The 25619-nt window shown below is 73.9% G+C and carries 17 protein-coding genes; 7 read left to right on the plus strand and 10 right to left on the minus strand.

Annotated elements, in window-relative coordinates:
- Positions 1-18 precede the first annotated feature (18 nt).
- Positions 19-1764, minus strand: a complete 1746-nt coding sequence (locus tag ACIA8L_RS12310) for a BTAD domain-containing putative transcriptional regulator (RefSeq protein ID WP_395903423.1) — start codon at positions 1762-1764, stop codon at positions 19-21.
- A gap of 130 nt (positions 1765-1894) precedes the next feature.
- Between ACIA8L_RS12310 and ACIA8L_RS12315 the strand changes: the two genes are divergently transcribed.
- Complete coding sequence (locus ACIA8L_RS12315; RefSeq protein WP_395903425.1) at positions 1895-4636, plus strand: BTAD domain-containing putative transcriptional regulator; 2742 nt, start codon at positions 1895-1897, stop codon at positions 4634-4636.
- A gap of 11 nt (positions 4637-4647) precedes the next feature.
- Here the strand turns inward: ACIA8L_RS12315 and ACIA8L_RS12320 are convergent, their stop codons facing one another.
- On the minus strand, positions 4648-5004 hold the full coding sequence (locus ACIA8L_RS12320; protein ID WP_395903427.1) for a hypothetical protein: 357 nt from the start codon (positions 5002-5004) through the stop codon (positions 4648-4650).
- Positions 5005-5343: 339 nt separating this feature from the next.
- Between ACIA8L_RS12320 and ACIA8L_RS12325 the strand changes: the two genes are divergently transcribed.
- Together ACIA8L_RS12325 and ACIA8L_RS12330 are read left to right on the plus strand one after the other, a co-directional pair.
- Positions 5344-6588 (plus strand): hypothetical protein, encoded by a 1245-nt coding sequence (locus tag ACIA8L_RS12325; RefSeq protein WP_395903429.1) that lies wholly within the window; start codon positions 5344-5346, stop codon positions 6586-6588.
- Between the two features lie 136 nt (positions 6589-6724).
- Complete coding sequence (locus ACIA8L_RS12330; protein ID WP_395903432.1) at positions 6725-8728, plus strand: beta-1,3-glucanase family protein; 2004 nt, start codon at positions 6725-6727, stop codon at positions 8726-8728.
- A 179-nt stretch (positions 8729-8907) separates the two neighbouring features.
- Here the strand turns inward: ACIA8L_RS12330 and ACIA8L_RS12335 are convergent, their stop codons facing one another.
- Positions 8908-10149, minus strand: coding sequence for an ROK family protein (locus tag ACIA8L_RS12335; RefSeq protein WP_395903435.1), 1242 nt, complete (start codon positions 10147-10149; stop codon positions 8908-8910).
- A 98-nt stretch (positions 10150-10247) separates the two neighbouring features.
- Between ACIA8L_RS12335 and ACIA8L_RS12340 the strand changes: the two genes are divergently transcribed.
- The 3 genes from ACIA8L_RS12340 (at position 10248) to ACIA8L_RS12350 (ending at position 13981) form a co-directional block, all read left to right on the plus strand.
- Complete coding sequence (locus ACIA8L_RS12340; RefSeq protein WP_395903437.1) at positions 10248-11441, plus strand: MFS transporter; 1194 nt, start codon at positions 10248-10250, stop codon at positions 11439-11441.
- A 36-nt stretch (positions 11442-11477) separates the two neighbouring features.
- Complete coding sequence (locus tag ACIA8L_RS12345; protein WP_395903439.1) at positions 11478-12833, plus strand: PASTA domain-containing protein; 1356 nt, start codon at positions 11478-11480, stop codon at positions 12831-12833.
- 140 nt (positions 12834-12973) lie between these two features.
- Complete coding sequence (locus tag ACIA8L_RS12350; RefSeq protein WP_395903442.1) at positions 12974-13981, plus strand: LLM class flavin-dependent oxidoreductase; 1008 nt, start codon at positions 12974-12976, stop codon at positions 13979-13981.
- Between the two features lie 61 nt (positions 13982-14042).
- Here ACIA8L_RS12350 and ACIA8L_RS12355 read toward each other — a convergent pair whose 3' ends face one another.
- From ACIA8L_RS12355 to ACIA8L_RS12365, 3 genes are read right to left on the minus strand one after another with little or no spacing between them, the layout of a single operon-like run.
- The gene (locus tag ACIA8L_RS12355) at positions 14043-14822 is read right to left on the minus strand and encodes an HAD family hydrolase (RefSeq protein ID WP_395903444.1); all 780 of its coding nucleotides are present in this window, start codon (positions 14820-14822) and stop codon (positions 14043-14045) included.
- Positions 14819-16558 (minus strand): fatty acyl-AMP ligase, encoded by a 1740-nt coding sequence (locus ACIA8L_RS12360; RefSeq protein WP_395903446.1) that lies wholly within the window; start codon positions 16556-16558, stop codon positions 14819-14821. The genes ACIA8L_RS12355 and ACIA8L_RS12360 overlap by 4 nt, the downstream gene beginning before the upstream one ends.
- Positions 16555-21408, minus strand: coding sequence for a type I polyketide synthase (locus tag ACIA8L_RS12365; protein WP_395903449.1), 4854 nt, complete (start codon positions 21406-21408; stop codon positions 16555-16557). The genes ACIA8L_RS12360 and ACIA8L_RS12365 overlap by 4 nt, the downstream gene beginning before the upstream one ends.
- A gap of 130 nt (positions 21409-21538) precedes the next feature.
- On the opposite strand from ACIA8L_RS12365, the gene ACIA8L_RS12370 reads away from it, so the two are divergent.
- Complete coding sequence (locus ACIA8L_RS12370; RefSeq protein ID WP_395903451.1) at positions 21539-22282, plus strand: rhomboid family intramembrane serine protease; 744 nt, start codon at positions 21539-21541, stop codon at positions 22280-22282.
- Here the strand turns inward: ACIA8L_RS12370 and ACIA8L_RS12375 are convergent.
- Genes ACIA8L_RS12375 through ACIA8L_RS12390 form a run of 4 tightly spaced genes read right to left on the minus strand, consistent with a single transcriptional unit; the run spans position 22269 to position 25614 of the window.
- On the minus strand, positions 22269-22973 hold the full coding sequence (locus tag ACIA8L_RS12375) for a 4'-phosphopantetheinyl transferase (protein ID WP_395903453.1): 705 nt from the start codon (positions 22971-22973) through the stop codon (positions 22269-22271). The two genes, ACIA8L_RS12370 and ACIA8L_RS12375, sit on opposite strands and share 14 nt — an antisense overlap.
- Positions 22970-23272 carry a ferredoxin gene (locus ACIA8L_RS12380; RefSeq protein ID WP_395903456.1) on the minus strand — a complete coding sequence of 101 codons (303 nt, stop codon included), beginning with the start codon at positions 23270-23272 and terminating at the stop codon, positions 22970-22972. The genes ACIA8L_RS12375 and ACIA8L_RS12380 overlap by 4 nt, the downstream gene beginning before the upstream one ends.
- Before the next feature lie 55 nt (positions 23273-23327).
- Positions 23328-24494, minus strand: a complete 1167-nt coding sequence (gene mqnE / locus ACIA8L_RS12385; protein WP_395903458.1) for an aminofutalosine synthase MqnE — start codon at positions 24492-24494, stop codon at positions 23328-23330.
- A 37-nt stretch (positions 24495-24531) separates the two neighbouring features.
- Positions 24532-25614, minus strand: a complete 1083-nt coding sequence (locus ACIA8L_RS12390) for a hypothetical protein (protein WP_395903460.1) — start codon at positions 25612-25614, stop codon at positions 24532-24534.
- Positions 25615-25619 lie beyond the last annotated feature (5 nt).

Here is a 25619-nt window from a genome sequence, read left to right on the forward strand (position 1 = left end):
CTCCTTCTCGAAAGGGTCTCACCGCAAGACATTGACCACCTCCGCTCCAATGCCACTACAGGTCGGCTGTAGGTGCTCCATGGCGAAGCGCCGGGTCAGCTCGGGCAGGCCGAAATGCAGCCGCCCCGCGCCGTCGCGCCGGACGAGATCGAGCAGGTAGACGTCGGTGAGGCGGCCCATGACGGCCTCGCCGACCAGCCGGGCCGGCACGTCCGGCAGATCCAGGGCGGCCAGGTGGCAGAGGGCCTGGCGGGCCTCGTCGTCGAGGGCGGAGTACACCCGCTGCAGGCTCGCCCGCACCCCGGTCAACCCGTCGGGCCGGCTCCGGTCGGCGCTCAAGGGCCAGCCCGGGTGGGCCGCGAGGTGCTCGCCGACCGACCGCAGGGCCAGGGGCAGCCCGCCGCAGGCGGCGACGATGGCGGCGGCCGCACCGGGCTCGGCCCACAGCCGCCCGGCGCCGAGCATCCGCTCGAGGAACCGCAGTGACGTCCCGGTGTCGAACGCGCCGAGCTCGGTGCGGTCGGCGCCGGGCGGGCCGACGCGGCGGAACCGGGACGTGATCAGCACCGCGCAGCTCGGCGAGCCCGGCAGCAGCGGCGCGAGCTGGTCGTTGTCGTGCGCGTCGTCGAGGACGAGCAGCAGACGGCGGTCGGCGAGGGCCTCCCGGAGCTGGACCGGCCGCTCCGCAGTACCCCCGGGATCTGTGCCCAAGGCTCGTAACAGCGTGTGCAGGACGTCATCGGGGTCGGCGCGGTCGCGCAGGTCGACGTGCAGCTGCCCGTCCGGGAAGCGGTCGGCGAGGGCGTGCGCGGCCCGGTTGGCGAGGGTGGTCTTGCCGGTGCCGACGCCGCCGGCGATGACGTGGATGGGCACCGCCGGCACCGGCCCGGCGCTGGTCAGCCCGGCGACGATGGCGTCGAGCTCGCGTTCCCGCCCGGTAAAGTCGGCCGGTACCGCCGGCAGCTGCGCCGGGTGCCGCCCGCCCGCCCGGCGCGGCGTGACCCGCACCGGCCCGAGCACCGCGACGTCGTCGCGCAGGATCGCCAGGTGGGTCGCGGCGAGCATCGCGCCCGGCTCGACCCCCAGCTCCTCCAGCAGCGCGGTCCGGCCGGCGGCGTAGGCGGCCAGGGCATCGGCCCGGCGGCCCAGCCGGTACAGCACGGTCATGAGCTGGGCCAGGAACCGCTCCCGGGCCGGGTACCGGGCGACCAGCGGCGCGAGCTCGACCGCGAGGCCGTCCAGCCGGTCGGCGGCCAGCGCGGCCGTGAACCGCTCCTCGAGCACGTCGAAGCGCAGCTCGTCGAGGTGGGCGGCGGTGCCCCGGAAGTAGCGGTTGTCGGTGCCGCCGAACGCCGCGCCCCGCCACAGCGCCAGGGCGCGGTCGAACGCGTCGATCGCCTCGGCCGGCCGGTCCGCCGCGAGGGCCTGCCGCCCGGCCCCGGCCAGCCCGAGGAACGCCTGGTGGTCGAGGGCGCCGTCGGGTGGCCGGGCCGCGTAGCCGGCGCCGGTGGTCACGATGGACGGCTCGGCGCCGTGCGGGCGCAGGGCCCGGCGCAGCTGCGAGACGTACGTCTGGATGAGCGCCCGCGCGCTCGGCGGCGGCTCGTCGCTCCAGACGGCGTCGACCAGGCGGTCCGGCGGGACCGTGCGGCCGCGCTCGGCGAGCAGGGCCCCGAGCAGGTAGCGCGGCTTGGGCCCGCCGAGGTCGACCGGGCCGACGTCGTTCCAGACCTCGATCGGTCCGAGTATTCGGTACTCCAGCATGCTGTCCCCGTCGCATCCCCGTCACACGATGTTTTGTCGCGAGCCTGGCACCGCTGGGTATAGGTTCGTCATAGGTCGATGCCCGCCGATATGACGCGGGCGCGCACCACACGGGGAGCACGGTTACGCGATGGCGGACATTCCAGTCTTCGGGCTGCTCGGGCCCCTGACCGTGACGGTCGGCGGGCAGCCCATCACGATCGCCGGGCAGCACACGCGGGTCCTGCTGGCGGCGCTGCTGCTGCACCGCGACCAGGTCGTGGGCGTCGACGCGCTGATCGACGTCTTGTGGGGCGACGCGCCCCCGCGCACGGCCCGGGTCCAGGTCCGCAACCGCACGGCCGGGTTGCGCCAGGCCTTCGCCCGGCACGGCATCGCCGACGTCATCAGCACCCGCGGCAGCGGCTACGTCATCCCGGCCGACCGGGCCGAGCTGGACCTGGACCGCTTCGACGAGCTGCTGACCACGGTGGGTGACGACGACGTGGCCGTGCGGGCCCTCGACGCGGCCCTGGCCCTGTGGCGGGGCCCGGCGCTGGACGGCCTGACCGGCTCCGGCCTGCTCAGCGCGGCCGAGCGGCTCGACGAGCGGCGCACGGACGCGCGGATCCGCCGGGCCGGGCTGCTGCTCGGGCTGGGCCGGGCCCCGGAGGTCATCGGCGAGCTCACCGAGCTGGCCGGCCGGCACCCGTGGGACGAACGGGTCGCGGGCCAGCTGATGACCGCGCTGCGGCTGACCGGCCGGCAGGGCGAGGCCCTGCTCGCGTTCGACCGGCTGCGGCTCGCCCTCGCCGACGAGCTCGGCGTCGACCCCGGCGCGGCCCTGACCGAGCTGCGCAACGAGATCCTGCGGTCCGGCCGCCCCCGCCCGGCCGGCCGCCTGGTCCCCCGCGAGCTGCCCCGGGACATCGCCGCGTTCATCGGCCGCACGGACGCGCTGCACCAGCTCGACGCCGCCCTCGCGGCCGACGGCGCGACCCCGCGGATCACGGTCCTGGAGGGCACGGCCGGGGTCGGCAAGACCACCCTGGCCGTGCACTGGGCGCACCGGGTCGCCAAACGCTTCGACGACGGCCACCTGTACCTCGACCTCGGCGGTTTCGCACCGGGCGGGACAGCGGTCGGCCCGGCGCAGGCGGTCCGGCGCCTGCTGGAGTCGCTGCGTGGCCCGGCGGCCAGACTGCCGTCGGAGCTCGAGGGGCAGATTTCGCTGTACCGCAGCATCATGGCCGAGCGCCGCATGCTGCTCGTGCTCGACAACGCCCGCGACGCCGACCAGGTCCGCCCGCTGCTGCCCGGCGCACCGGGCTGCATGGTCGTCGTCACCAGCCGCAACCAGCTGCTCAGCCTGGCCGTCAAGGACGGCGCGCGGCGGCTGCGCCTGGACGTCATGCCCGCCACCGAGGCCGGCGCCCTGTTCACCGACCGCGTGGGCGCGGACCGGGTGGCCGCCGACCCGGGCGCGGCGAGCACCATCGTGTCCCGCTGCGCCGGCCTCCCCCTGGCCCTGGCCGTGGTCGCGGCGCGGGTCGGCACCCGCCCGGACTTCGCGCTGGCCGGCCTGGCCGCCGATCTGGGCGATGCGCGGGCGGGCCTGGACCCGTTCGACGTGGGCGCCGCGGACACCGACGTACGGGCCGTCTTCTCGTGGTCCTACCGCACGTTGAGCGCCGCACCGGCCCGGATGTTCCGCCTCCTGGGCCTGCACCCGGGCCCCGACGTCTCCCTGGACGCCGCCGCCGGCCTGGCCGCCCTGCCGCCCCGCGAAGCCCGCCAATCCCTGACCGACCTGGCCCGCGCCAACCTGATAGCCCCGAGCGACAACGGCCGTTTCACAAGCCACGACCTGCTCCGGGTGTACTCCCTGGAGCTGGCCCGACAACACGAGCCGCCCGAGGCCAGGCAGGCCGCGGTGCACCGCCTGCTGGACCACTACCGGTCCACCGCGCACGCCGCCGCCGTGGCGTTCCGCCCGCACCGCCGCCCGATCCCCCCGCCGCCGGCCGCGCCGGACGCGGTGCCGAGGGCGTTCACGGGCCACGACGAGGCCGCGGCCTGGTTCACCACCGAACACCAGGTCCTGCTCAACATCCTGCGGCTGGCGGCGACGTCGGGCGGCTGGGACCACGGCTGGCGGCTGGCCTGGTCCCTGTCCGACTTCCTGGACCACCGGGGTCACTGGCCCGACCTCCTGGCCGCCCAGCTGACGGGCTGGCGCTGCGCGAGCCGCACCGCGGACCCCGTGGCGCAGGCCCACGCCCGCGCGGGTCTGGGCCGGGCTTACGCCCGCCAGGGCCACCCGGCCCGCGCCCTGCACCACCTGACCCGGGCCCTGGATCGGTTCACCGAAGCCGGCGACGAACCGGGCCAGGCGTATGTCCACCGCGGCCTGGCCGGCAACCTGGAGGCGCTCAACCGCCTGCCCGAGGCCCTGCACCACGACACGCAGGCCCTGCACCTCTACCGCCGGGCCGCCGACCAGGCCGGCCAGGCCAGCGCGCTGAACGGCATAGGCTGGTCCAACGCCCAGCTGGGCCGCCTGGAGCCGGCGCTGTCGGCCTGCAACGAGGCCCTCGCCCTGCACCGCCAGACCGGCAACCGCCACGGCGAGGCGTCCGCCCTGGACAGCATCGGCTACGTCCACCACCGCCTGGGCGACCGCACCGAGGCCGCCCGCCACTACAACCTGGCCCTGGACCTGTTCCGCGATCTGGGCGACCGCTTCTCCGAGGCCGACACCCTGACCCACATAGCCGACCTCCGCCACGCCGAGGGCAACCACACCGAAGCCGAAGCCGCCTGGCAAGCAGCCGCCGAAATCCTGGACCGCCGCCACCTCAAGCCCGCCCCGACTCTCCCCGCACCACAGTAAGCAGCCGATCGTCAGCCGACGGACCAGCGGCCGTCGGTGATGACGTCGAACGGGATACCCGCGTCGCCGACGTCGAGCGGGAGGTCGAGCTCCGGGCGGAAGACCCCGACGACCCGGTCCCGCCTGATCATCAGCAGCCGGTAGCAGCCGTCGCAGCGCAGCCCGAACAGCCCCGTGCCGTGCAGCGGCGAGAAGCGGTCCCGCACCCAGAACCGGTTGTCCAGTGTCGGCGCGTCGCCCCGGGCGATGTCCTCGGTCTCGCCCATGGCCTCGTCCACCTCCGCCGCCGAGTACAGCCGGAACCCATTCGGGTTGGGCGCCTCCCGGTCCCTGATGACGTTCCCGCAGAAACACAGCCACGTCGACACGGCGTCTCCTCCCGATCTTCAGCACTGCCGGCCAGGCCACGTCGGCACACGGGACGGCGACACGCTACGGTTCCCACTCGGTGAACGATGCGGGGCGGCTCACCGGGCCTGGCCTCGCCACGGGGATTGTGGGGCGGCATGGCGAACGGCAACGAGTGGTCTCCGTGGGCGGTTCCGCCCGGCTCCCCCGCCGGATCGACCACACCGCCCACATCGCCCGCGCCAACCGCCGAGGCCACCGACGCGGTCACCGCCCAGCACACCACGATACCGGCGCCACCGCCGCCCTACGCCCCACCGCCGCCGGCCTTCCCAGCGCCTCCGACGTACGCGCCGCCGGTGCAGTTCACGCCGCCGCCCACCGAGCGCCGCAAGCGCACCTGGTTGATCGTCGCCGCGGCCGGTGCCGCTCTCACGGTCGTGGGCGGGACGGTCGCGGTCGTGGCGTTGCGCGGGTCGGATGACGGCGGTCGTTCGTCGGCGGCGGTTCAGCCGCCGGGTCCGTCCGGCGTGGCCGACGCGAGTGGTGGGGCGTCCGGTGCGGCCGGCGGGCCGGACAACGCGTCGCCGCGGCCGAGTGGCTCCGGGGCGCCGGCGCAGCTCAAGGCCGGGTTCGCGCTCGCCGCCGGACAGGCGCTGCGGTCGCCGAACGGGAAGTACACCCTGATGCAGCAGCAGGACGGGAACCTCGTGCTCGCCGACGAGGCCAAGCGGGTGCAGTGGTCGTCGCAGACGTCGGCCAGTCCGGGGGCGACCGCGAGCCTGGACCGGACCGGGGATCTCGTCGTGTACGCCAAGAATCAGACCGTGCTCTGGCGCAGCTCCACCAACGGGCAGGGTGCGCTGCTCGAAGTGCGCGACGACGGCAACGCCGCCGTGACCAGGACTGACCACCAGGAGGTCTGGTCCAGCAGGAACGAACGGACGCGGCTGTACCCGGGGCAGACGCTGACCGCCGGGCAGCTGCGCCGCACGGCCGACGGGCGCTTCACGCTGGCCCAGAACGCGGACGGCAACCTGGTCGTGGTCAACGCCGACAAGAAGGTCGTCTGGAGCGCGCAGACCAGCGGCCACCAGGGGGCGTACACGTTGATGCAGCCCGATGGCAACCTCGTCGTCTACGGCCCCGACAAGCAGCCCCTGTGGTCGTCCGGGACGTTCGACCACAGTGGAGCGGCCGCGGTCCTCACCGGCGACGGGAACCTGACCCTCGCGGCGGGCGGCACGGTGCTGTGGGGCTCCGCGACCGACGGCACCACCAAGCTCACCGTCGGGCAGCGTCTCGGCGCCGGGCAGTCGCGTTCGGCCCCGAAGGGCGGGTTCGAGCTGCTGATGCAGCCGGACGGCAATCTGGTGCTGCGCAACGCGGCGAAGAGCGTGGTCTGGCGCAGCGGTACCGACGGCCACCCGGGCGCCTCCGCCCGCCTGCAGCCCGACGGCAACCTGGTCATCTACGACGGCGCCGACACCGCGATCTGGAGCACGAAGACCTCCGGCAAGGCCGCCACCGCGCTGCTGGTCCAGGACGACGGCACGGTCGTGCTGCACACGGCGGCCAAACAGGTGATCTGGAAAGCACCATAGCAACATTTTCCAACACATCGACGGTCGAGTCTGTCAAGTATTGACAACTGTCTTAACAGTCGGCGAGCATGCTGAGAGCGCTCTCACACCGCCAGTACGAGCGACCGCCCATGCTCGAGAAGGGGCACAGATCGTCGTGGAAAGTAAACACAAACGCACATGGAAGGTGCTCGCGGCGGCCGCCACGCTCGCGGCCGCCGTCCCTATCGCCGTGCTCGCCACCGCCACGGCGTCGCAGGCCGCCGGGCCGGCGATCCTGCCCGTCACCGTCACCAACAACACTGGCCGCTCCGGGGCCGTCTACCTCTACATGCTCGGCACCAATCTGAACACGGGGCGCCTCGGCTACGTCAACGCGGCCGGCACGTTCAACAACTGGCCGGCCGGCGGGCTGCCGCCCACGCCCGCGCCGGACGTGTCGATCGCCGGGCCCGGCAACGGCGGCTCCGTCACGCTCCAGGTCCCCAAGGGCCTGTCCGGCCGGGTGTACTTCTCGATCGGGCAGAAGATCAACTTCTACCTGACCCCGGACGGGCTCGTGCAGCCGGCGCCGTGGGCGGGCGGCGACTCCAACCGCGACATCCTCTTCGACTGGAGCGAGTTCACCTACAACGTCGACGGCCTGTGGCTCAACAGCTCGCAGGTCGACATGTTCGCGATCCCGCACGCGGTCACAGTCACCAACGGCGGCGGCGCGACCAAGCGGGAAGGTGACCTGGTCGCCGGCGGCCGCGACGCGGTCATCAACGGCATCAAGGCGCAGCCGGGCTGGGCCGGATCGGTGTACACCCGCTCCGACGGCACCGTGCTGCGGGTCCTCGCGCCGAGCAAGGCGGCCGAGGCCGGCGTGTTCAGCAGCACCTACTACGACGGGTACATCAACTCGGCCTGGAGCGCGTACCAGTCCAAGACGCTGACCGTGGTGCCGTTCGGCGACCAGCCGAACACGAAGTACTTCGGCCGCACCTCGGGCACCGTCATGAACTTCACGAACAGCGCCGGGCAGCAGGTCGCCTCGTTCAACCGGCCCTCCAGCGGCGACGTCTGGGGCTGCGCCGGCAACCTCTTCGCGCCCAACGACCAGGTCGTCGGGCCGATCGCCCGCACGCTCTGCGCCGCCCTGATCCGCGGGACGCTCGGCACGATCGACACCCAGCCGAGCACGAACGCGGCCCAGTTCTTCCAGAACAGCCCGGCCGACCAGTACGCGAAGATCATCCACGCGAACATGGTCGACGGTAAGGCCTACGCGTTCCCGTTCGACGACGTCGGCAACTTCGAGTCGCTCGTCAACGACGGCGACCCGCGCTCGGCCGGCATCGTCCTCACCTCGTTCACCGGCGGTGGCGGGACCGGCGGCAGCGGCGCGGCCGCGGGCACGATCGCGGGCCCGGGCGGCAAATGCGTCGACGTTTCCGGCGACGACACAGGCGGCAATGGTACTGCGGTGCAGCTGTGGGACTGCCAATCGCCGGCGGTCGACCAGAAATGGACCCACAACGCCGACAATTCGCTGAGCACTTTGGGCCGATGCCTGGACATCAACGGCAACGGCACCGCCAACGGCACCCAGGTCCAGCTCTGGGACTGCAACGGCGTCGGCGGCCAGAAGTGGGTGCAGCAGGCCGACGGTTCGCTGCGCAACCCGCAGTCCGGTCGCTGCCTCGACTCCCCGAGCGGCGCGACGGCCAACGGCACACGCCTGCAGATCTGGGACTGCAACGGCTCGGCCGCGCAGAAGTTCGCGGTGAACGGCGGCGGCCCGGTGCTGGCCCCGGGCGGCAAATGCGTCGACGTCGCCGGCGATGACAACGGCGGCAATGGTACTGGAGTGCAGCTGTGGGACTGCCAGTCGTACGCGGTGGACCAGCACTGGTTCCACAACGCGAACGGCTCCCTGCGCACCCTCGGCCGCTGCCTCGACATCATCGGCAACGGCACCGCGAACGGCACCCAGGTCGAGCTCTGGGACTGCAACGGCGTCGGCGGCCAGAACTGGCAGCAGCAGGCCGACGGCTCTTTGCGCAACCCGCAGTCGGGCCGCTGCCTGGACGCGCCGAACGGGGCGACCGCCAACGGCACCCGGCTGCAGATCTGGGACTGCAACGGCTCGGCGGCGCAGAAGTTCGCCCTGAGCTGAGCAAAACCCGATGAGACCGGGCGGTGGCCAACCGGCCGCCACCCGGTCGTCGTTCAGCGCTCGGTCGTGGATCAGCGCTCGGTCGTGGATCAGCGCTCGGTCTTCGATCAGCGCTCGGTCGCGGATCAGCGCTCGATCGCGGACCAGCGCTCGGTCTTCGATCAGCGCTCGGTCGTGGATCAGCGCTCCAGCCCGCTCCAGGCGGCGAGGGCGTCTTCGGCGGTGATGTGGTCGAGGCCCATGAGCGCGGCGCCGCGCAGCGGCCCGTCGTCACCGTGCGCGGCCTCGACGATGGCCGGCGGATCGGCCCGATGCCCGCGCATGAGCCCGCCGATGTAGGCGCGTTCGAACACCGGCCCGGCGACGCGGCGAATCACGGGCCCGAGTCCGGCGAACGTGACGAGGCCCGGGTCGCAGATGTTGACGAGCCCGGCGATACCCGAGCCGAGCGCCTCCGCGACAGCGTCGACGGCGGCCCGTTCGGCGCTCCCCCCGACGGCGCCTTCGGCCGCGCGTTCAGTTGCGCGTTCAGACGCTCGCTGCCCGGCACCGTCGAGCGCGCGGTCGGCGGTCCCGTCGTCGGCGGCGGCGGCGCGGGCGAGGACGGCGAGGGCGTAGTCGTAGGGGTTCGCGGGGGCGGGTTCGCCGAGGTGGCGGGCGAGGGCGCGGCCGTCGACCTCGAGGTCCCAGCAGCCGCGGGCGCCGCAGGGGCAGGCCAGCCGGCGGTCGCCGAGCGGCAGGTGGCCGAACTCGCCGGCGGCGCCGTGTGTGCCGGTCAGCGGCTGCCCGTCGACGGTGACGACGCCGCCGATGCCGGTCGTGGTGATCAGGTGCAGGGCGGTGTGGGTGGTGCTCGCGGCGCCGGTGCGGGCCTCGGCGACGCCGGCGAGGGTGGCGTCGTTGCCGACCAGCAGGGGCAGCTCGATGCCGCGGGTGAGCGCGGTCAGGTCGGTCTCGCCCCAGCCGAGGGTGGTGGCCTGGACGAGCCGGTGGTCGCGGACGGTGCCGGCGGCCGCGAGGGCGACGGCCCGCAGGCGGGGCCCGAGCGCCGCCCCGGTCTGGTCGACCACGCCGCGCATGGCGGCGAGCACGGTCGCGGGGTCCCGGTCGCGGTGCCGGTGGGACCGCACGTCGTGGAGCTGCCCGTCGACGGTGACCAGGGCGTGCCGCCAGACGTCCTGGCGCAGCTCGATCGCGAGGACCATCGGCCCGTCCGGGTGCGGCTCCAGCACGGTTGTGGGCCGGCCCCGCCCGGTGGCCGCGGCCGGGGTCTCGGTCAGCAGCCGGGCCTGGCGCATCCGGCTGACCAGCTCGGCGGCGAACCCGCTGGTCAGCTTGAGCTCGCGGGCCAGCGCGGCGCGGGTGATGCCGGGCCGGCGGCGCACGAGCGCGAGCGCCTGGGCCACGGTGTGCCATCGCATCGTGTCGGAGCGAAGCCGAGCCTGGATTGCCATGGAGCCGCACACCGCCTTATCCTCGTGTTACGAGCATATTAGTACCGGTCCGAAAAGGTGACCCCATGGCCAGCCCCACGACCCGCAGCGCCGACCGGCAGGCCGCCGTCGCCCAGGCCGTCCTCGGCGTCGCCCTCTCCGGCCTCGGCGCCTTCCTCGTCCTGGCCGCCCGCGACCTGGACCTGCCGGCGGAGCGCCTCGCGGGCATGTCCGCCAGCGTAGGCCTCGGACTGATCGCCGTCGGCCTGGCCGGCCCGATACTGCTGCGCCGCGGGCCGCACTCCACCCTGCGCGGCGGGGCGATCGTGCTGGCCGCCGGCTGCGTCCTGTTCGCCGTCGCGCCCACGGTGCCGGTCGCGATCGCGGGGGTGCTGCTCCTGGGCGCCGGCACCGCGGCGCTGAACATGGTGACCCCGGCCCTACTCGCCGGCGACCACCTGGCACAGCGCCTGTCCAGGGTGATCGCCGTCGGCAGCATCGTCGCCGTCCTGGCCCCCATGGCCATCGGCGCACTCGACTCCACCGGCGTCACTGGCCGCCTCCTGCTTGTGCCGCTGGTGATACCCCTACTCATGCTGGCCGCGAGCCGACCGGCCCACACCACGGAGCCCTCACCGGCCCGCACCGCCGAACCTCCCCCGGAGTCGCCACAGCGGCCGCGGCTCGGCGCGGTCGCCCGGCGCTGGACCGCAGTCGTGCTGGCCGTCTCGATCGAGTTCTGCTTCACGATCTGGGCGGTGGCCCGGCTGACCGAGGCCGGTGTCTCGGCGTCGGTGGCGGCACTGCTGGGCGCGGCGTTCCCGGCCGGCATGGCGATCGGCCGCATCCTGGCCCCGCCGCTGCTGGCCCGGCTGCCGGCGGTGCCGATCGGCGGTGCGCTCACCGCCGCCGCGGCCGTGGCGGTCGCCGTGATCGAGGAGCCCGTCGGCGTGACCGTGGCCCTGGCCGTCGCCGGGGTCGGGGTGGCGACGCTGTATCCGGTCACCCTGGCCGCTCTCGTGGCGACGCCCGGCTTGTCGGCCCGGCACGCCGTGTCCATCGGTACCGTCGCGTCCGGCACGGCGATCCTGCTCGCCCCCACCGCATTGGCGGCCATCGGCGGCCACACCGGCCTGCGCCTCGCGTTCCTGATCACGGTGCCGCTGATCGTCGCGGTCATCGCCGTGCACGGCCTCCGCCGCACCGCCGGGCCCCAGCCGGCCGGCCCGACTCCGGCCGCCGATCGAGGCCTGGAAGCGCGGCCCGTGAAGTACCGCTAGATGCATCACTAAGGGGTCAGCAGGCACACTGCAAGGATGCGTCGGAACGAAGCGAGTCGATCGATCGCCGTCGTCGCGGCCTGTGCCCTCGCGTTGAGCGGCGCGACCGCGTGCGAGCCGCAGCAGGGCGAACGGTCGGGGACGTTACCCGGCTACGCCAAGCCTCCGAACACCTTCGCCGACGTGCTGGCCCAGTCCGACAGCCGCTCCGTCACCGCCGACGCGCACAGTATCTCCCGCGGCGGGAGCACGACCTCCGCCCGCGTCACCGACAGCCTCGCGCAGGGCGTCGCCCTGCACGACGGCAGCGTCCAGGTCACCGCCCACAGCGCCGGCGGCAGCGGCACCGGCCAGGCGGCGGCCCGGGGTGTCGTGCTGTTCCGCGACGCCGCGCCCGCCACCGACATCGCCCAGCAGGTCGTGGCCGACGAGGCGGTGCGGATCATCTACGTGGTCAAGGGGTCCTCGGCGCCGGCATCGTTCGAGACCACCGTCGCCGGGGCCGCGCCGCGCCTGGCACACGGCGGTGTCGAGCTGTCCCGGGACGGCAAGACCGTCGGCGCGCTGCCGCCGCCGTGGGCCTACGACGCCGACGGCACGGCCGTGCCCGCCCACTACGAGGTCGCCCGGGACAAGGTCCGGCTCGTGGTCGAGCACCGCGGCCGCGACGTCGCCTATCCGGTCGTCGCCGACCCGACGATGGCGCTCGGCGCCGGCGGCCGGCTCATCGGCGCGCAGCTGCTCGGCGGCGTGTTCGAGTGGGCCGCGGTGGGCGCGATCACCTGGGGCGTGGTCAAGTTCGACTCCAACGGCTGCCTGACGCTGAGCACGTTCCTGTCCTGCGCGCTGCACCCGCTGCAGCACGACTGGGGCAACCCGGCCAAACCCAAGGCCGACCAGGTCGACGCGGCGATGCCCGCCCTCACCGGCGTCCGCCTGCCCGACGCCCGCAAGCAGCTCAACGCGCTGAAACTCCGCAACGTCCACCTCGTCGACGACACCGGGCAGAACCGCACCGTGTACGACCCGAAGAACTGGGTTGTGACGTCACAGCGACCGGCCGCGGGGACCACGGTGCACGCCAACACCGAGCTCACCCTGCGCGTGCGCAAACCCTCCGACGGCGCCGGCGGTGGCTCGGCCGACCGCGGCACCGTGCCCGGCGTGGTGTGCATGAACCTGCAGGAGGCCCAGGACAAACTGCGCTCCGGGGGGTACCGCACCGAGTCCCGCGACCACGGCCCCGACCATCGCCGCCAGATCCTGGACCGCAACTGGCTGGTCGTGGCCCAGGACCCGGCGCCGGGCACGGCCACCGCGGCCGGCGCGACGGTGACCCTCGAGGTGCTCAAGTACGGAGAACCGACCGGATCGTCGGGGTGCAAGAGTTGATTTCCCGGCAACTGCCTAGCATCGCCACCCGTACGGATGATCAGCGCCGCCGCTTCGGCCGTGTGCCGCCGACGGAGGTTCCACAGTACGATGACGATCTGGACCACCGGTTGGCCTCGCACCACGGAGAGGTATCCACGATGACCGTTGGGGTCGACGTCTACACGACCTTTCCGCACGCCGGTGACGCATCGACGCACTTCCGGCGGACCACCACCGACACGATCCGCTGGAGCGAAGCGGCCGGCGCCGTCGGCCTTTCATTGTCCGGCGGCCACGACGTCCCGGACCCGTGGGTCGGCGCGCAATATGTCCTGGAGCGCAGCGAAACCCTGGTGCCGTTGATCGCCACCGACGCCGCCGACCTGCACCCGCTGGCCACCGCCCGCAAGATCGCGGCGCTGGCCGCCGTCTACGGCCGCCGCGTCGACCTCGATCTCGTCGCCACCGAGCACCCCGGCGAGCTGCGCGCGCTGGGCATCTTCCTCGACCACCACCAGCGCCACGACCGCCTGGCGGAGTACGGCCAGGTGATCGCCGCACTCCTCTCGCCGGGCGGCGTGCACACCTACCGCGGCAACTACTACGAGATCAGCGGGGCCCGGGTCCACCCGGCCCTGGCCGACGGCTGCGCGCCGCGGCTCTTCGTCACCGGCTCCTCCCCGGCCGCCACGTCGGCCGGGCGGGTCCTCGGCGCGATCCGCATCAGTGACGCGCCGGCTCTGGACGGGGCCGCCCCGGACGCGCAGCGCCCGCACGGTGGCGGGCTGCGGCTGGGGCTGATCGCCCGGGAGACCGCGGCGCAGGCCTGGCGGGAGGCGCACCGGCGGCATCCCGGCGGCGCCGAGCCGGACTCCGTGTTCTGGGCCCATCCCCAGCAGACGCCGGCGGCCCGCTGCCCATACCTGGTCGGCAGCGCCGCCGACGTCGCGCAGGCCCTGGCCCGCTACGTCGACCTGGGCTTGGAGGTGCTGGTCCTCGGGCCGGTGCACGACGAGGACGACCTGCAGGCCGCGATCGGCGCGCTCCGCCTGGCCGAACGCCTCGCCGCCGGCCGCTCGGCGGCACCGATGCGCGGCTGGTCCGTCGACCCGTTGCCCGGACATCACGCGACCGGCCCACTGCGGGCCACCCCGGTCGACAAGTAGGAGCGCCGGCCGCTCGCCCTCCACGGCCGTCACGACCGCCAACGGCGCGACCCCGCGCAAGTCATCGCGGGCCGATCAGGTCCAGCACCGCGCGCAGGCCGCGTTCGCCGGTGCGGTGCTCGGCCGGGAGGATGTAGCAGCGCAGGCCGGCCGCGGCGGCGCCGCCGTCGCGGGCCGGGTTGTCGCCAACCATGAGGGTGGCCCGGGGATCGGCGCCGAGGCCGGCGCACGCCTTGCGGAACAGCTCCGGGTCGGGCTTCTCCCGGCCGGCCTCGAAGGACAGGGCCCAGGCGTCGATGAGGCCGCCGAGGCCGTGCCGGTCGGCGAAGACGCGGATGTCCCAGGCGATGTCGCTGACGACCCCGACCCGCAGGCCGCGCTCGCGCAGGGTGCGCAGGACCGGGGCGGTGTCGGGGTACGGGCGCCACGAGCCGGCGTCGATCATCCGGGCGTGCGCGGCCGGCTCGTGCCCCCGCAGGAACGGGACGGCGGCGAACCAGGCGATCATGGCGTCGCGGTGCGCCGTCATCGAGCGGTCCCGGCCGACCTGGGCCGCGAGCACGTCAGGGCGCTGGTAGGCGGTGGCCAGGTCGGCGACGACGGCCTCGGCCGCGGCCGGGTCGTCCAGGGCGCCGGGCCGGCCGGTGTCGGCCGCGACCAGCCGCAGCCAGTCGGCCACCTCGATCATCTGGAACAGGGTGTTGACGAAGTCGAAGAGGACGGCCTGTATCGGCGGCGGGGGCGCGGCCGACTCGACCCCGCCGATCCCGTATGCGGTCGCGGAGTCGAACAGGGTGTGCATCGACGGCCGGGCGCCGGTCGGCACCGGCTCCGCGCTCACCACGCCTTGGGCCCGCCGCCGGGCAGCAGGTCACGGCAGCGGCGGCGCTGGACCTTGCCACTCGTCGTGCGGGGCAGCGCTCCGGGGCGCAGCAGGATCACGGTGGCGGCGTGGAGCTGGTGCTCCTCGGCGACGGCGCGGCGGACGGCGGACACGATCTCAGCGTAGCCAACCGCCCCGGCGCCGTCGGCGGTCACGTCCCGGGTGACCTTCACCGCCCGGGCCGTCTCGGCGACGATGCCCAGCTGCGGCCGGTCGCCGTACAGGAAAGCGGCCACGAGGTGGGTGGCGATCGCCGGGTGGGCGGCGGCGACGGTGGCCTCCACGTCGCTCGGGTAGTGGTTGCGGCCGTCGACGATGATGAGGTCGTCCCGGCGGCCGAGCACGTACAGCTGACCGTTGTGGACGAAGCCGACGTCGCCGGTGCGCAGGACACCGCCGTCGAACCGGGCCGCGCTCGCCTCGGGCTGGGCCCAGTACCCGGCCGAGACGCTGGGGCCGCCGATCCGGATCTCGCCGCAGCGCCCGTCGGCGACCGGCGCGCCGGTGGCCGGGTCGGCGATGGTGAGCTCGATGTTGCGCGGGATGCGGCCGCAGGCGGTGACGCGCCGGTGGGGCCGGTCCGGCGTCGCCGGGAGTACTTCGTCGCGCTGTTCGAGGGCCTCGGCGTCGACGTCGAGGTAGGGCGGGTCCTGCGGGTCGCGGGCGCCGGTGACGTAGACGACCGACTCCGCCAGCCCGTAGCAGGGGCGGATGCCGTTGGCGGGGAACCCCGCGGCCGCGAAGGTCCGCGTGAAGCGGGCCACGGTGTCGTACCGCACCGGCTCCGCCCCGTTGAGCGCGTACCCCCACGACCGGAGGTCCAGCTGCCCGAGTTGCTCGGCGGTGATCTTCTCGGCGCACAGGTCGAAGGCGAAGTTCGGCGCGGAGGAGACGCGGGCCCGGTATCGGCTGACCGCCCGCAGCCACACGAACGGCCGCATCAGCAGTGCCATCGGCGGCATCAGCACGACCCGCCCGCCGTTGTAGAGCGAGCCGAGGATCTGGGCCAGGCCCATGTCGTGGAACGTCGGCAGCCAGCTGACGCAGACGAACTCGTCGGAGGTGCACTCGTGCGCGCCGGTCTGCACGGCGATCGCGGACAGGTTGGCCAGCACGTTGCCGTGGCTCAGCACGACACCCTTCGGCGCATTGGTGGATCCGGAGGTGTACTGCAACAACGCCGTCGCCTCCGCCCGCACTCCGGGGTCACGCCACAGCGCACCCAGCCCGTCCGGCACGTCGGCGACCACGACCGGCTCGACGGTGCCGAGCTCGCCGGCGAGCGGCGAGCCGGCCAGCTCGGAGGTGGTCAGCAGCAGCACCGGGTCGGCGTCCTTGACGATGCCGGCCAGCCGCCCCAGGGTGCGCCGGCCGCCGTGGACGCCCTCGGGCGACGGCGCCGGCACCGCGATGAGCCCCGCGTAGGCGCAGGCGAAGAACGCCACGACGAAGTCCACGCCGTTGGGCAGCATGAGGATCGCGCGGTCGCCGGGGTTCGTCGTCTGCTGCAGGACGGCGGCGGTGTCGCGGACCCGCTCGTCGAGCTCGGCGTAGCTCAGCGTCGCCAGCTCCGTGCCGTGACTGTCCAGCGCCGTGCAGGCCGGGGCGTCCGGGCGCACCGCGGCCCAGTGCCGCACCAGGTCGCCGACGGTCGCCAACTCGGGCCGCTCCAGCAGCACATGACGGGCGCTCACGCGACAGCCATGATCGGGCGGGCGCCGGGCAGCAGGCCGGCCGCGGTCATCGCATCGGCGGCGCGCACGACGGTGGTGACGATCCGCTCGACATCGGCGTCGGTGTGCGCGGTCGACAGGAAGCAGTTGCGGCCTTCCCAGATGTACAGGCCGGCCTCGACGAGCAGGGTGTGGAAGATCTCGACCCGCTCCGACTGCTGGGGCTCGTCGACCAGGCGCAGCCGGAACAGCGAGCCGAACCGGGCCACCCGGATCGGCACCGACGCCGCCTCGAACATGGCGTCCAGGCCGGCGCCGAGCGCCTCGACCCGGGCGCTGAGGCCGGCCTGCAGGTCCGGGCCGCGTTCGCGCATCTCCCGCAGCACGGCGCGAGCGGCCGCCAGGGCCAGGGGGTGCTTGCAGAAGGTACCGGAGAAGAAGGTCCGCACCGACTGCGGATAGGGCTGGTCGCCGAACTGCCACGCCCCGCCGTCGATGGCGTCGAGGTAGCGCGGGTCCCCGGCGACCAGGCCGATCGGCAGCCCGCCGCCGACGACCTTGCCGTAGGTGGTGATGTCGGCGCTGATGCCCCACAGGGCCTGTACCCCGCCGGGGTGCATCCGGAAGCCGGTGATGACCTCGTCGAAGATCAGCGGCGTGTCGGCGCCGGCGGTGATGGTGCGGACCTCGCGCAGGAACTCGACCGGCTGGATGTCCGGCCGGCGGCTCTGCACCGGCTCGACCAGGACGGCCGCGAGCTCGTGGGCGCGCTCTCGCAGTACCGCCAAGGATGAGGGGTCCCCGTAGGGCAGCACGAGCGCGTTGGCGGCGACCTCGGCCGGGACCCCGGGGGCCATCGGCACCGAGTCGCCGCTGGCGCGGTCGAGGTTCTGGCGGGCCAGGATCGGGTCGGCCGAGCCGTGGTATGCCCCGGCGAACAGCGCGATCCGGTCCCGGCCGGTCACCGCCCGGGCCAGCCGCACGGCGACCATGACGGCCTCGGAGCCCGTGTTGCAGTACACCACCCGCTCCTTGCCGGTGAGGTCTCGCACCAGGCCGGTCACCTCGGGCACCAGTGGAGAGTGCGGGCCGAGCTGCATGCCGTCGGCGAGCTGAGTGCGCACCGCGTCGTCGATGAAGTCCTCGCCGTGGCCGAAGAAGTTGACGCCGAAGCCCATCGTGAGGTCGAGGTACTCGTTGCCGTCGACGTCCCACACCCGCGCTCCCTTCGAGCGGGCGACCACGATCGGGTAGCGGATCTCCTTGAGGTTGAGGTAGGGCTGCGGCGCGTGCCGGACGTCGGCGTGGTGGCCGCGCTCGGCCGCGGCCTGGTCCCGGGAGCCCACGGTGCGGGCCCGGAAGCGCTCGACGAGGTCGGCCACGAACGCGCGCTGGGCCGGGTCGAGGGTGCGCGAGCCGTCCGCCCGGCCGCCGAACGCGACGAACGTGCCGGCCGGGGCGACCGGCACGGCGGTCGGCGACGGAAGCTCTTCCACGAGCCCCGGGCGCTCCGGCTCGGCTCCACCCCGCCGGCGCAACAGTTCGTAGGCCTGGTCCATGACCTGCGAGTGGACCTCGAGGAAGCGCTCGACCGCATTGCCCGGCACCGGCCGCGTCGCGACGACCGGGCGTTCGGGGAGGGCTGCGGGCTCCACAGCCGGGGCGAACCGGGCGGCCAGCAGCGACGGGTCGGCGTTCGAGCGGATGTACCCGGCCAGCCGGCGCAGGGTGTTGACCTCCTCGAACAGCAGCCCGATCGGAATGGTGACGCCGAAGGTGCGCTGCACGGTCTGGATGGTCTGGAACATCGTCATCGAGTCGGCGCCGAGCTCCAGGAACGACATGTCCGGGTCGATCGGCGAGCCGAGCTCGAGCAGGGTCACGACGACGTGCGCGAGATCGGCGAGGATCGGATCTTCCTCGGGCTGCTGCATGCTCTCCTCAACTTCGTCGCGCCCGGCGGGTGCCGCCGGTGCCGGTGGAGCCGCGGCCGGCAGCCAGTGCCGCCGGCGTTCGAACGGGTAGGTGGGCAGCGGCACCCGGCGGCGCCGGTACCCGTCGTGCAGCCCGGACCAGTCCGGGTCGTGGCCGGCGGCGTAGAGCCGGGCCAGGGAGTCGGTGAGCACGACGGCGTCGTCGACGCCCGGGCGCAGCGACGCCAGCCAGCGGGCCCCGGACACGACCCGGCGGCCGGCACCGAGGAGCACCTGGCCCGGCCCGATCTCCACGAAGTTCGCGACACCGGCCCGGCCGAGGGCGGCCACCGCGTCGGCGTAGCGGATCGGCGCGGTCAGGTGCCGGGTCCAGTAGGCGGCGTCGGGGCGATACCGCTCGTCGAAGTACCGCCCGTCGAGGTCGCTCATGAGCGGCACGGCCGGGTCGCGATACTCGACGCCCGCCGCGACCTCGGCGAACGCCGCCGCGGCGGCCTCCAGCAGCGGCGAGTGGAAGGCGAAGCCCGACGCCAGTGAACGGACCTCGATGCCGCGTTCGGCGAGGCGGCGCGCGGCCGCCGCGATCGCCTCTGGGCGGCCGGCCACGGTCACGTTCGTCGGGGCGTTCACGGCGGCGATCGCCACGTCCGGGCCGGCGGCCGCGCGGACCTCGTCCTCGCCCGCGAAGGCGGCCAGCATCGCCCCGGGCGGGCCGAGCTCCTGCACCAGGCGGCCCCGGGCGGCGACCAGGCGCAGCCCGTCCTCCAGCCCGAACACCCCGGCGACGCAGGCCGCGGCCAGCTCGCCGACGCTGTGTCCGAGCAGGTGGCCCGGGTGCACACCCCAGCCGGCCCACAGATCGGCCAGCGCGTATTCGATACTGAACAGTGCCGGCTGCGTGTATCGGGTCTCGCCGAGCAGGTGCCGGTCGGCCGGTGCCGCGAAGATGATCGACGGCAGGCTCCGGCCGAGCTCGGCGCGCAGGATCTCGTCGCAGGACAGCAGTGTCCGCCGGAACCGGGCGTTGGTCACGTACAGCTGCCGGGCCATGTCGGCGTACTGCGAACCCTGCCCGCTGAACAGGAAGGCGACCGGGCCGGGCCCTTCGGCCGGCCGCTGCCCCAGGTGTACCGCCGGATGGCCGACCCCCGCGGCGAGCCGGTCGAGATGCTCGAGCGCCTCGTCGCGGTTGCGGGCGGCGAACGCGGCCCGGTGCTTGAAGTGTGTCCGTCCGGTGTGGACGGACGGGGCGAGGTCACCGAGGGCCGGGGCCGTCTCGGCGCGCAGGGTCTCGGCGTAGCGGCCGGCCAGCGTGGCCAGTGCCGCCGGGCTGCGGGCACTCACGGTGAGCAGGTGGGCCGGGCGCGGGCCGCCCCCGGCCGGGGTGGCTCCGGGCTCGGGCGCGGGCGCGGCCTGCAGCAGGACGTGGGCGTTGGTGCCGCCGAAGCCGAAGGAGCTGACCCCGGCGGTCAGCGGCCCCGGCCGGGCCGTCCACGCCCGGCCGGTCGCCGGGATCTCGAAGGGCGCGTCGGCCGCGATGCGGGGGTTGCGCTCCCGCAGGTGCAGGTGCGCCGGGATCCGGCCGTGGCGCAGCATCTGCACGACCTTGATCACCCCGGCGATGCCCGCGGCGGCCTCCGCGTGGCCGATGTTGGTCTTCACCGAGCCGACGGCGAACCGCTCTCCGGCCGGTCGGTCCGCGCCGAGCACGGCGGCCAGCGCGGCCGCCTCGATCGGGTCGCCGAGCGGTGTGCCGGTGCCGTGGGCCTCGACGTAGCTGACGTCGGCCGGGCGCAGGCCGGCATCGCGCAGCGCCGCGCGCAGCACGTCCTCCTGAGCGCCGCCGTGCGGGGCGGTCAGCCCGTTGCTGCGCCCGTCCTGGTTCACCGCCGAACCGCGGACCACGGCGAGCACCCGGTCGCCGTCGCGCCGCGCGGCGCCGAGCGGCTTGAGCAGGACCAGGCCGCAGCCCTCGGCCCGCACGTACCCGTCGGCGGCGGCGTCGAACGTCTTGCAGCGCCCGTCGGCGGCCATCATCCCGGCCGAGGCGAACACGGCGGTGCCGTCGCCGGACAGCACCAGGTTCACCCCGCCGGCGAGGGCCGCGTCGGCCTCGCCGTTGCGCAGAGCTTGGCAGGCCAGGTGCAGCGCCACCAGCGAGGACGAGCACGCGGTGTCCACGGCCACGCTCGGACCCTTGAGGTCCAGCGCGTAGGAGATGCGGTTGGCGGCGATGCTCAGCGCCTGGCCGGTGCCGGTGTACGGCCCCAGCCGGCCCGGGTCCGCGGCCAGCAGCCGGCCGTAGTCGCTGCTGCTGATGCCGACGAACACGCCGGTGCGGCTCCCGGCCAGGCCGGCCGGCACAACCCCGGCGTCCTCGAACGTCTCCCAGGCCACCTCGAGCAGCAACCGGTGCTGCGGGTCGATGTGGGCGGCCTCGCGGCCGGCGATGGCGAAGAACTCGGCGTCGAACGCGTCGACGTGCGCCAGCAGCCCGTGCGGGCGGCCCATCGGCGGGTGGCCGGGCACGTCACCGCCGACCGCGTCGCGGCCCTCGTCGAGCAGCTGCCAATAGGCGGCCGGGTCGGCGGCGCCCGGGAACCGGCAGCCGACACCGATGACCGCGATGGGCTCCCCCGGCTCGACCGCGCGGGCCTCCGCCGGCGCGGTCGCCGGTGCGGCCCCGGTCAGGTGCCGGGCCAGCAGCCGCGCCGTCGGGTACTGCCAGAAGACCGTGGCCGGGATCGGCCGGCCCAGCCGGTCCTGCAGCTCACCGAGCAGCACGAGCGCGTCGCGCGAGGACAGGCCGAGGTCGGCCAGGACCGAGTCCGGTTCGACGGCCTCCGCGGACACGCCGGCCTTCGCGGCGGCGTGCCGCCGGATCCAGTCCTCCACCGCGGCCGGGTCCGTATCCGCCCCGCCCGATCCGTGCGTCACCGCTGTCACCGGTCGCCCTCCCCTGGTCGGCTATGAGCATGGGCGAGCGTGATTAAGGGAACGCCTAGATTGGCCGGCGCCCGGGCGCGTGGCCGGGCCGGTGCCGGGGCGGCCCGGTACCGTTACGACAGTGAGCGACGTCGAACCCCCACGCCCACCGCGACGGGTCCATCCGCCCATCGCCACCGCCCTGGTGACCCTCGCGACCGCGGCCGGTGCGGCCGCCCAGCTGGCCGATCCCGGCCTGGTGGACCGGTTCCGCCGGGACTACCCCGCCCTGCACGACGGGGAGTGGTGGCGCTGGTTCACCCCGCTGCTGGTCCAGCCGGCGGGCTGGGGCCAGATCGCGTTCAACATCGCCTCGCTGGTCATCGCCGGCGTCATCGCCGAGCGGCGCTTCGGCACCGTGCGCTGGCTGCTGCTGTACCTGGGCACCGGGCTCTTCGGCGAGGCGGTCGTCGGCGAGCGGCTCGACCCGCACGGTGCGGGCAACTCGATCGCCGTCTGCGGGCTCGTCGGCGGCTTGGCCGCGCTGCTGCTCCTGCGCCCGGGCGAGGCGACCCGCCCGCACACGTTCGTGGTCCCGTACTACACCGCGTGCGTGGCCGGGCTCGGCTTCGGCGGGACCGTCGGCGCGTTCGTGGCCCCGACGGTCGTGCTGGTGGTGCTCAGCGTGCTGCTGCGCGGCCGGCGCTACCGGGGCATCGCGTTCGGCGCCGCGATCGTGTCGCTCGTGACGGCCGGACTGCTCGCGGCCCGGCCCGACCAGCACGGCATCGGGCTCGCCGTCGGGGCCGGGTTGGGGCTGCTGCTGGCCGCCACCGTGCGACCGGGGCCGCGGGTGGCGGCCCCGGCTCGCCCTAGTAGCCGATGAGATCGGGCAACGGACGCACGGTGACCGCCGGGCGCCGGGCCGCGACCGCGATCCCGGTCACGAGCAGCCCGCGGCCGATGAGCCAGCGGCCGGAGAAGCCGCTCAGCTCGGTCCCGCCGACGACCGGACCCGGCGCCAGCAGTCGCGCGGCGAACGTCGCCCGGTCGGCGTCGAAGGTCACCGCCGCCTCGTCGAAGTCCAGCCAGCGTTCGGTCAGCGGATACCACGCCTTGAACACGGCCTCCTTGGCGCTGAACAGCAGCCGGTCCCAGTGCACCGCCGGATGCTGCCGGCGCAGCAGCGCCAGGTGCTGCCGCTCGGCCGGCCCGGCGATCGTCTCCAGGATGCCCTCGGGCAGGGGCCCGTTCGGCTCGGCGTCGACGCCCAGGGCCAAGAACTCGCCGGCCCGGGCCACGACCGCGGCCCGATAGCCGGCGCAGTGCGTGATGGCGCCGGTGACCCCCGCGGGCCAGCGCGGCTCGCGGCGCGGCCCGGCCGTGATCGGCCCCGGCGGGCAGCCCAGCAGGCCGAGGGCCTGCCGGGCGCAGCGGCGGGCGGTGGCGAACTCGTCGCGCCGCTTCGCCACGGCGTTGCCCAGCAGCGCCAGCTCTTCCGGATACAGCGGCGCCGGCTCGGCGTCGTCGAACGCCTCGACGGCCGCCACACCGGAAGGGAACAGCGCCTTGATCATGACGACTCGGCGTCCGGCCCGTACACCTCCACGCCGTCACCGGCCCGCCGCACGTGGATGCACGCGCCCGGACACTCCTGGGCCGAGTCGATGACGTCCTTGGCCGCCATCAGCGGGACGAACACCGCCGAGCCGGCGTCGTGGCGCAGCTCGCCGTCGCCGCCCTTGACGTAGGCCAGGCCGTCGACGTCGAGCTCGAACACGTCCGGCGCATACTGGGCGCAGATCCCGTCACCGGTGCACAGGCCCTGGTCGATCCAGACCTCGAGCTGCTCCGTGGCCACCGTCTCCGCGGTCATCCGCGCTCACCTGCCTCGTCTCGTGGATCGCTGTCACGGTTGCGGGAACGCACGCTCACACCCGCATCGGCTGCGGCGTCTCGCGGCGCTGGAGGTCCGGCCCCTCGAACTCGCGGATGATCTCGTATCGGGTGTTGCGCTCCACGGGCCGGAAGCCGGCGTCCCGGATGAGGTCCAGCAGGCTCTCGCGGGTCATCTTGTCCGGGGTCCCGTAGTTGTCGGCGTCGTGGGTGATCTTGTATTCGACAACCGAGCCGTCGATGTCGTCGGCGCCGTGGTTGAGCGCGAGCGAGGCGGTCTGCAGGCCGTGCATGACCCAGAACACCTTGACGTGCTGGACGTTGTCGAACAGCAGCCGGGACACGGCGAACGTCTTGAGCGCCTCGGCGCCGGTGGCCATCGTCGTGCGCGCCATCAGCCGGTTGCGGACCTTGCCGTCCCGGGAGTCGTGGAAGTCGTGCTGGTACCGCAGCGGAATGAAGACCTGGAAACCGCCGGTCTCGTCCTGCAGCTCGCGCAGCCGCAGGACGTGGTCCACCCGGTGGCGGTGCTCCTCGATGTGGCCGTAGAGCATGGTGCAGGGCGTCTTGAGCCCCTTGCTGTGGGCCAGGCTGTGGATGCGCGACCAGTCCTCCCAGTGGCAGGCGTGGTCGACGATGTGCTGGCGGACCTCCCAGTCGAAGATCTCCGCGCCGCCACCGGTCAGCGACTCCAGGCCGGCGTCGATCAGCTCGTCGAGGATCTCACTGGCCGGCCGGCCGGAGATCTTCTCGAACCACTGGATCTCGGTGGCGGTGAAGGCCTTGATGGCCACCGTCGGCGGCAGGGTCTCCTTGAGCGCGCGGATCGAGCGGGGGTAGTACCGCCACGGCAGCGTCGGGTGCAGGCCGTTGACGATGTGCAGCTCGGTGAGCTGCTCGCCCTCCATCTCCTTGGCCAGGCGGACGGCGTCCTCGATCCGCATCGTGTACGCGTCCTTCTCGCCCGGTTTGCGCTGGAACGAGCAGTACGCGCAGGAGGCGGTGCACACGTTGGTCATGTTCAGGTGCCGGTTGATGTTGAAGTGCACGACGTCGCCGTTCTTGCGCGTCCGCACGGAGTGCGCGAGCCCGCCGAGCCACGCCAGGTCGTCGCACGCGTAGAGCGCGAGGCCGTCCTCCCGGCTGAGCCGCTCACCGGCGAAGACCTTGTCCTCCAGCTCCCGCTTCAGACCCGTATCCACGAACCACTCCTCATCTCGGTCGATCTCGGGCGGATGTTCAGTACAGGCCTTCGGGCGTCGCCGAGCTGATCTGCAGCGGCCGCACGTTGGCGACCCCGTCGCACGGCCACTCGCCGCCGGTGTCGAAGCGGATCGCCTGATCGCGCTCCAGGATGTTGGGCAGGAACAGGTCGTCGTGCAGCACGGTGAGCCGGACCCGGCCGACCTCGCCGAAGCCGACCTCGCGGCGCGGGTCGTCCTTGTCCACCACGGCCATCGTGACCTGCGGATAGTTGGGCAGGTACGGCAGGACGGCACCGTCGTTCACGGCCGGCAGGCCCATCGCGCAGCCGAACGTGTTGCCATAGGTGGTGCCGATGACGCCGCCTTCAAGCGCCTCGCGGATTTCGCGGTACATCGGCGGCGTGAGCTGGGTGCCACCGAGCCCGACCCCCTCCAGGCCGGCGACCAGCTCGGGCCGGCGGGCGATGAGGGCCTGCAGAATCGCGGGGGTCGTCTCGAGGTACTGCACCCGCCCGGTCTCCAGCAGGTCCGTCATCTGCTCGATGGTGTGCTCGACGTACAGGTTCATCTCGACGAGCCGGCTGTCCCGGATGAGCCGCTTGATCCACCGGGGATCGAGGTCCATCGTGTAGACCGTCGAGTGGTAGAGCTCCGCGATCTGGTTCGCGCCGCGCCCGACGATGTGCGGACCGCTCGGGCAGGCGTACAGCCACGTCCGCCCGGGCTCGAAGCCGGCCTGGCGCAGCCCGAGCAGGCGCCACTGGGTGTGGTGCTCGGCCATCGAGGGGGTGTGGAAGATGCGGCACGGGCGGCCGGTGGTGCCGCCCGACTCCCAGATCCGCCCGGCCAGCGGACGCGGGATGTCGCCCGGCACGAGCTGCACCGGATCGAGGTCACGCAGCGTGGCCAGCGAGAATGGCTCGAACTGGGCCAGCTGCGCGTACCGGGTGATGTCCAGCGGGTCGAAGCCGAGGTACGGCCGGCGCGACAGCCAGTACGGGCTGCCCGTCCGCGGGTCGAAGTGCCGGCGCACGACCCGGCGCGTCCAGGCGTCGAGGTCCTCGGACAGCCAGGCTTCGGTCAGGTCGGCGGCGTCGGGTTCCATGACGGTCGTCATCGGGC

The organism is Dactylosporangium sp. NPDC051541 (assembly GCF_044454505.1).
GTDB lineage: Bacteria > Actinomycetota > Actinomycetes > Mycobacteriales > Micromonosporaceae > Dactylosporangium.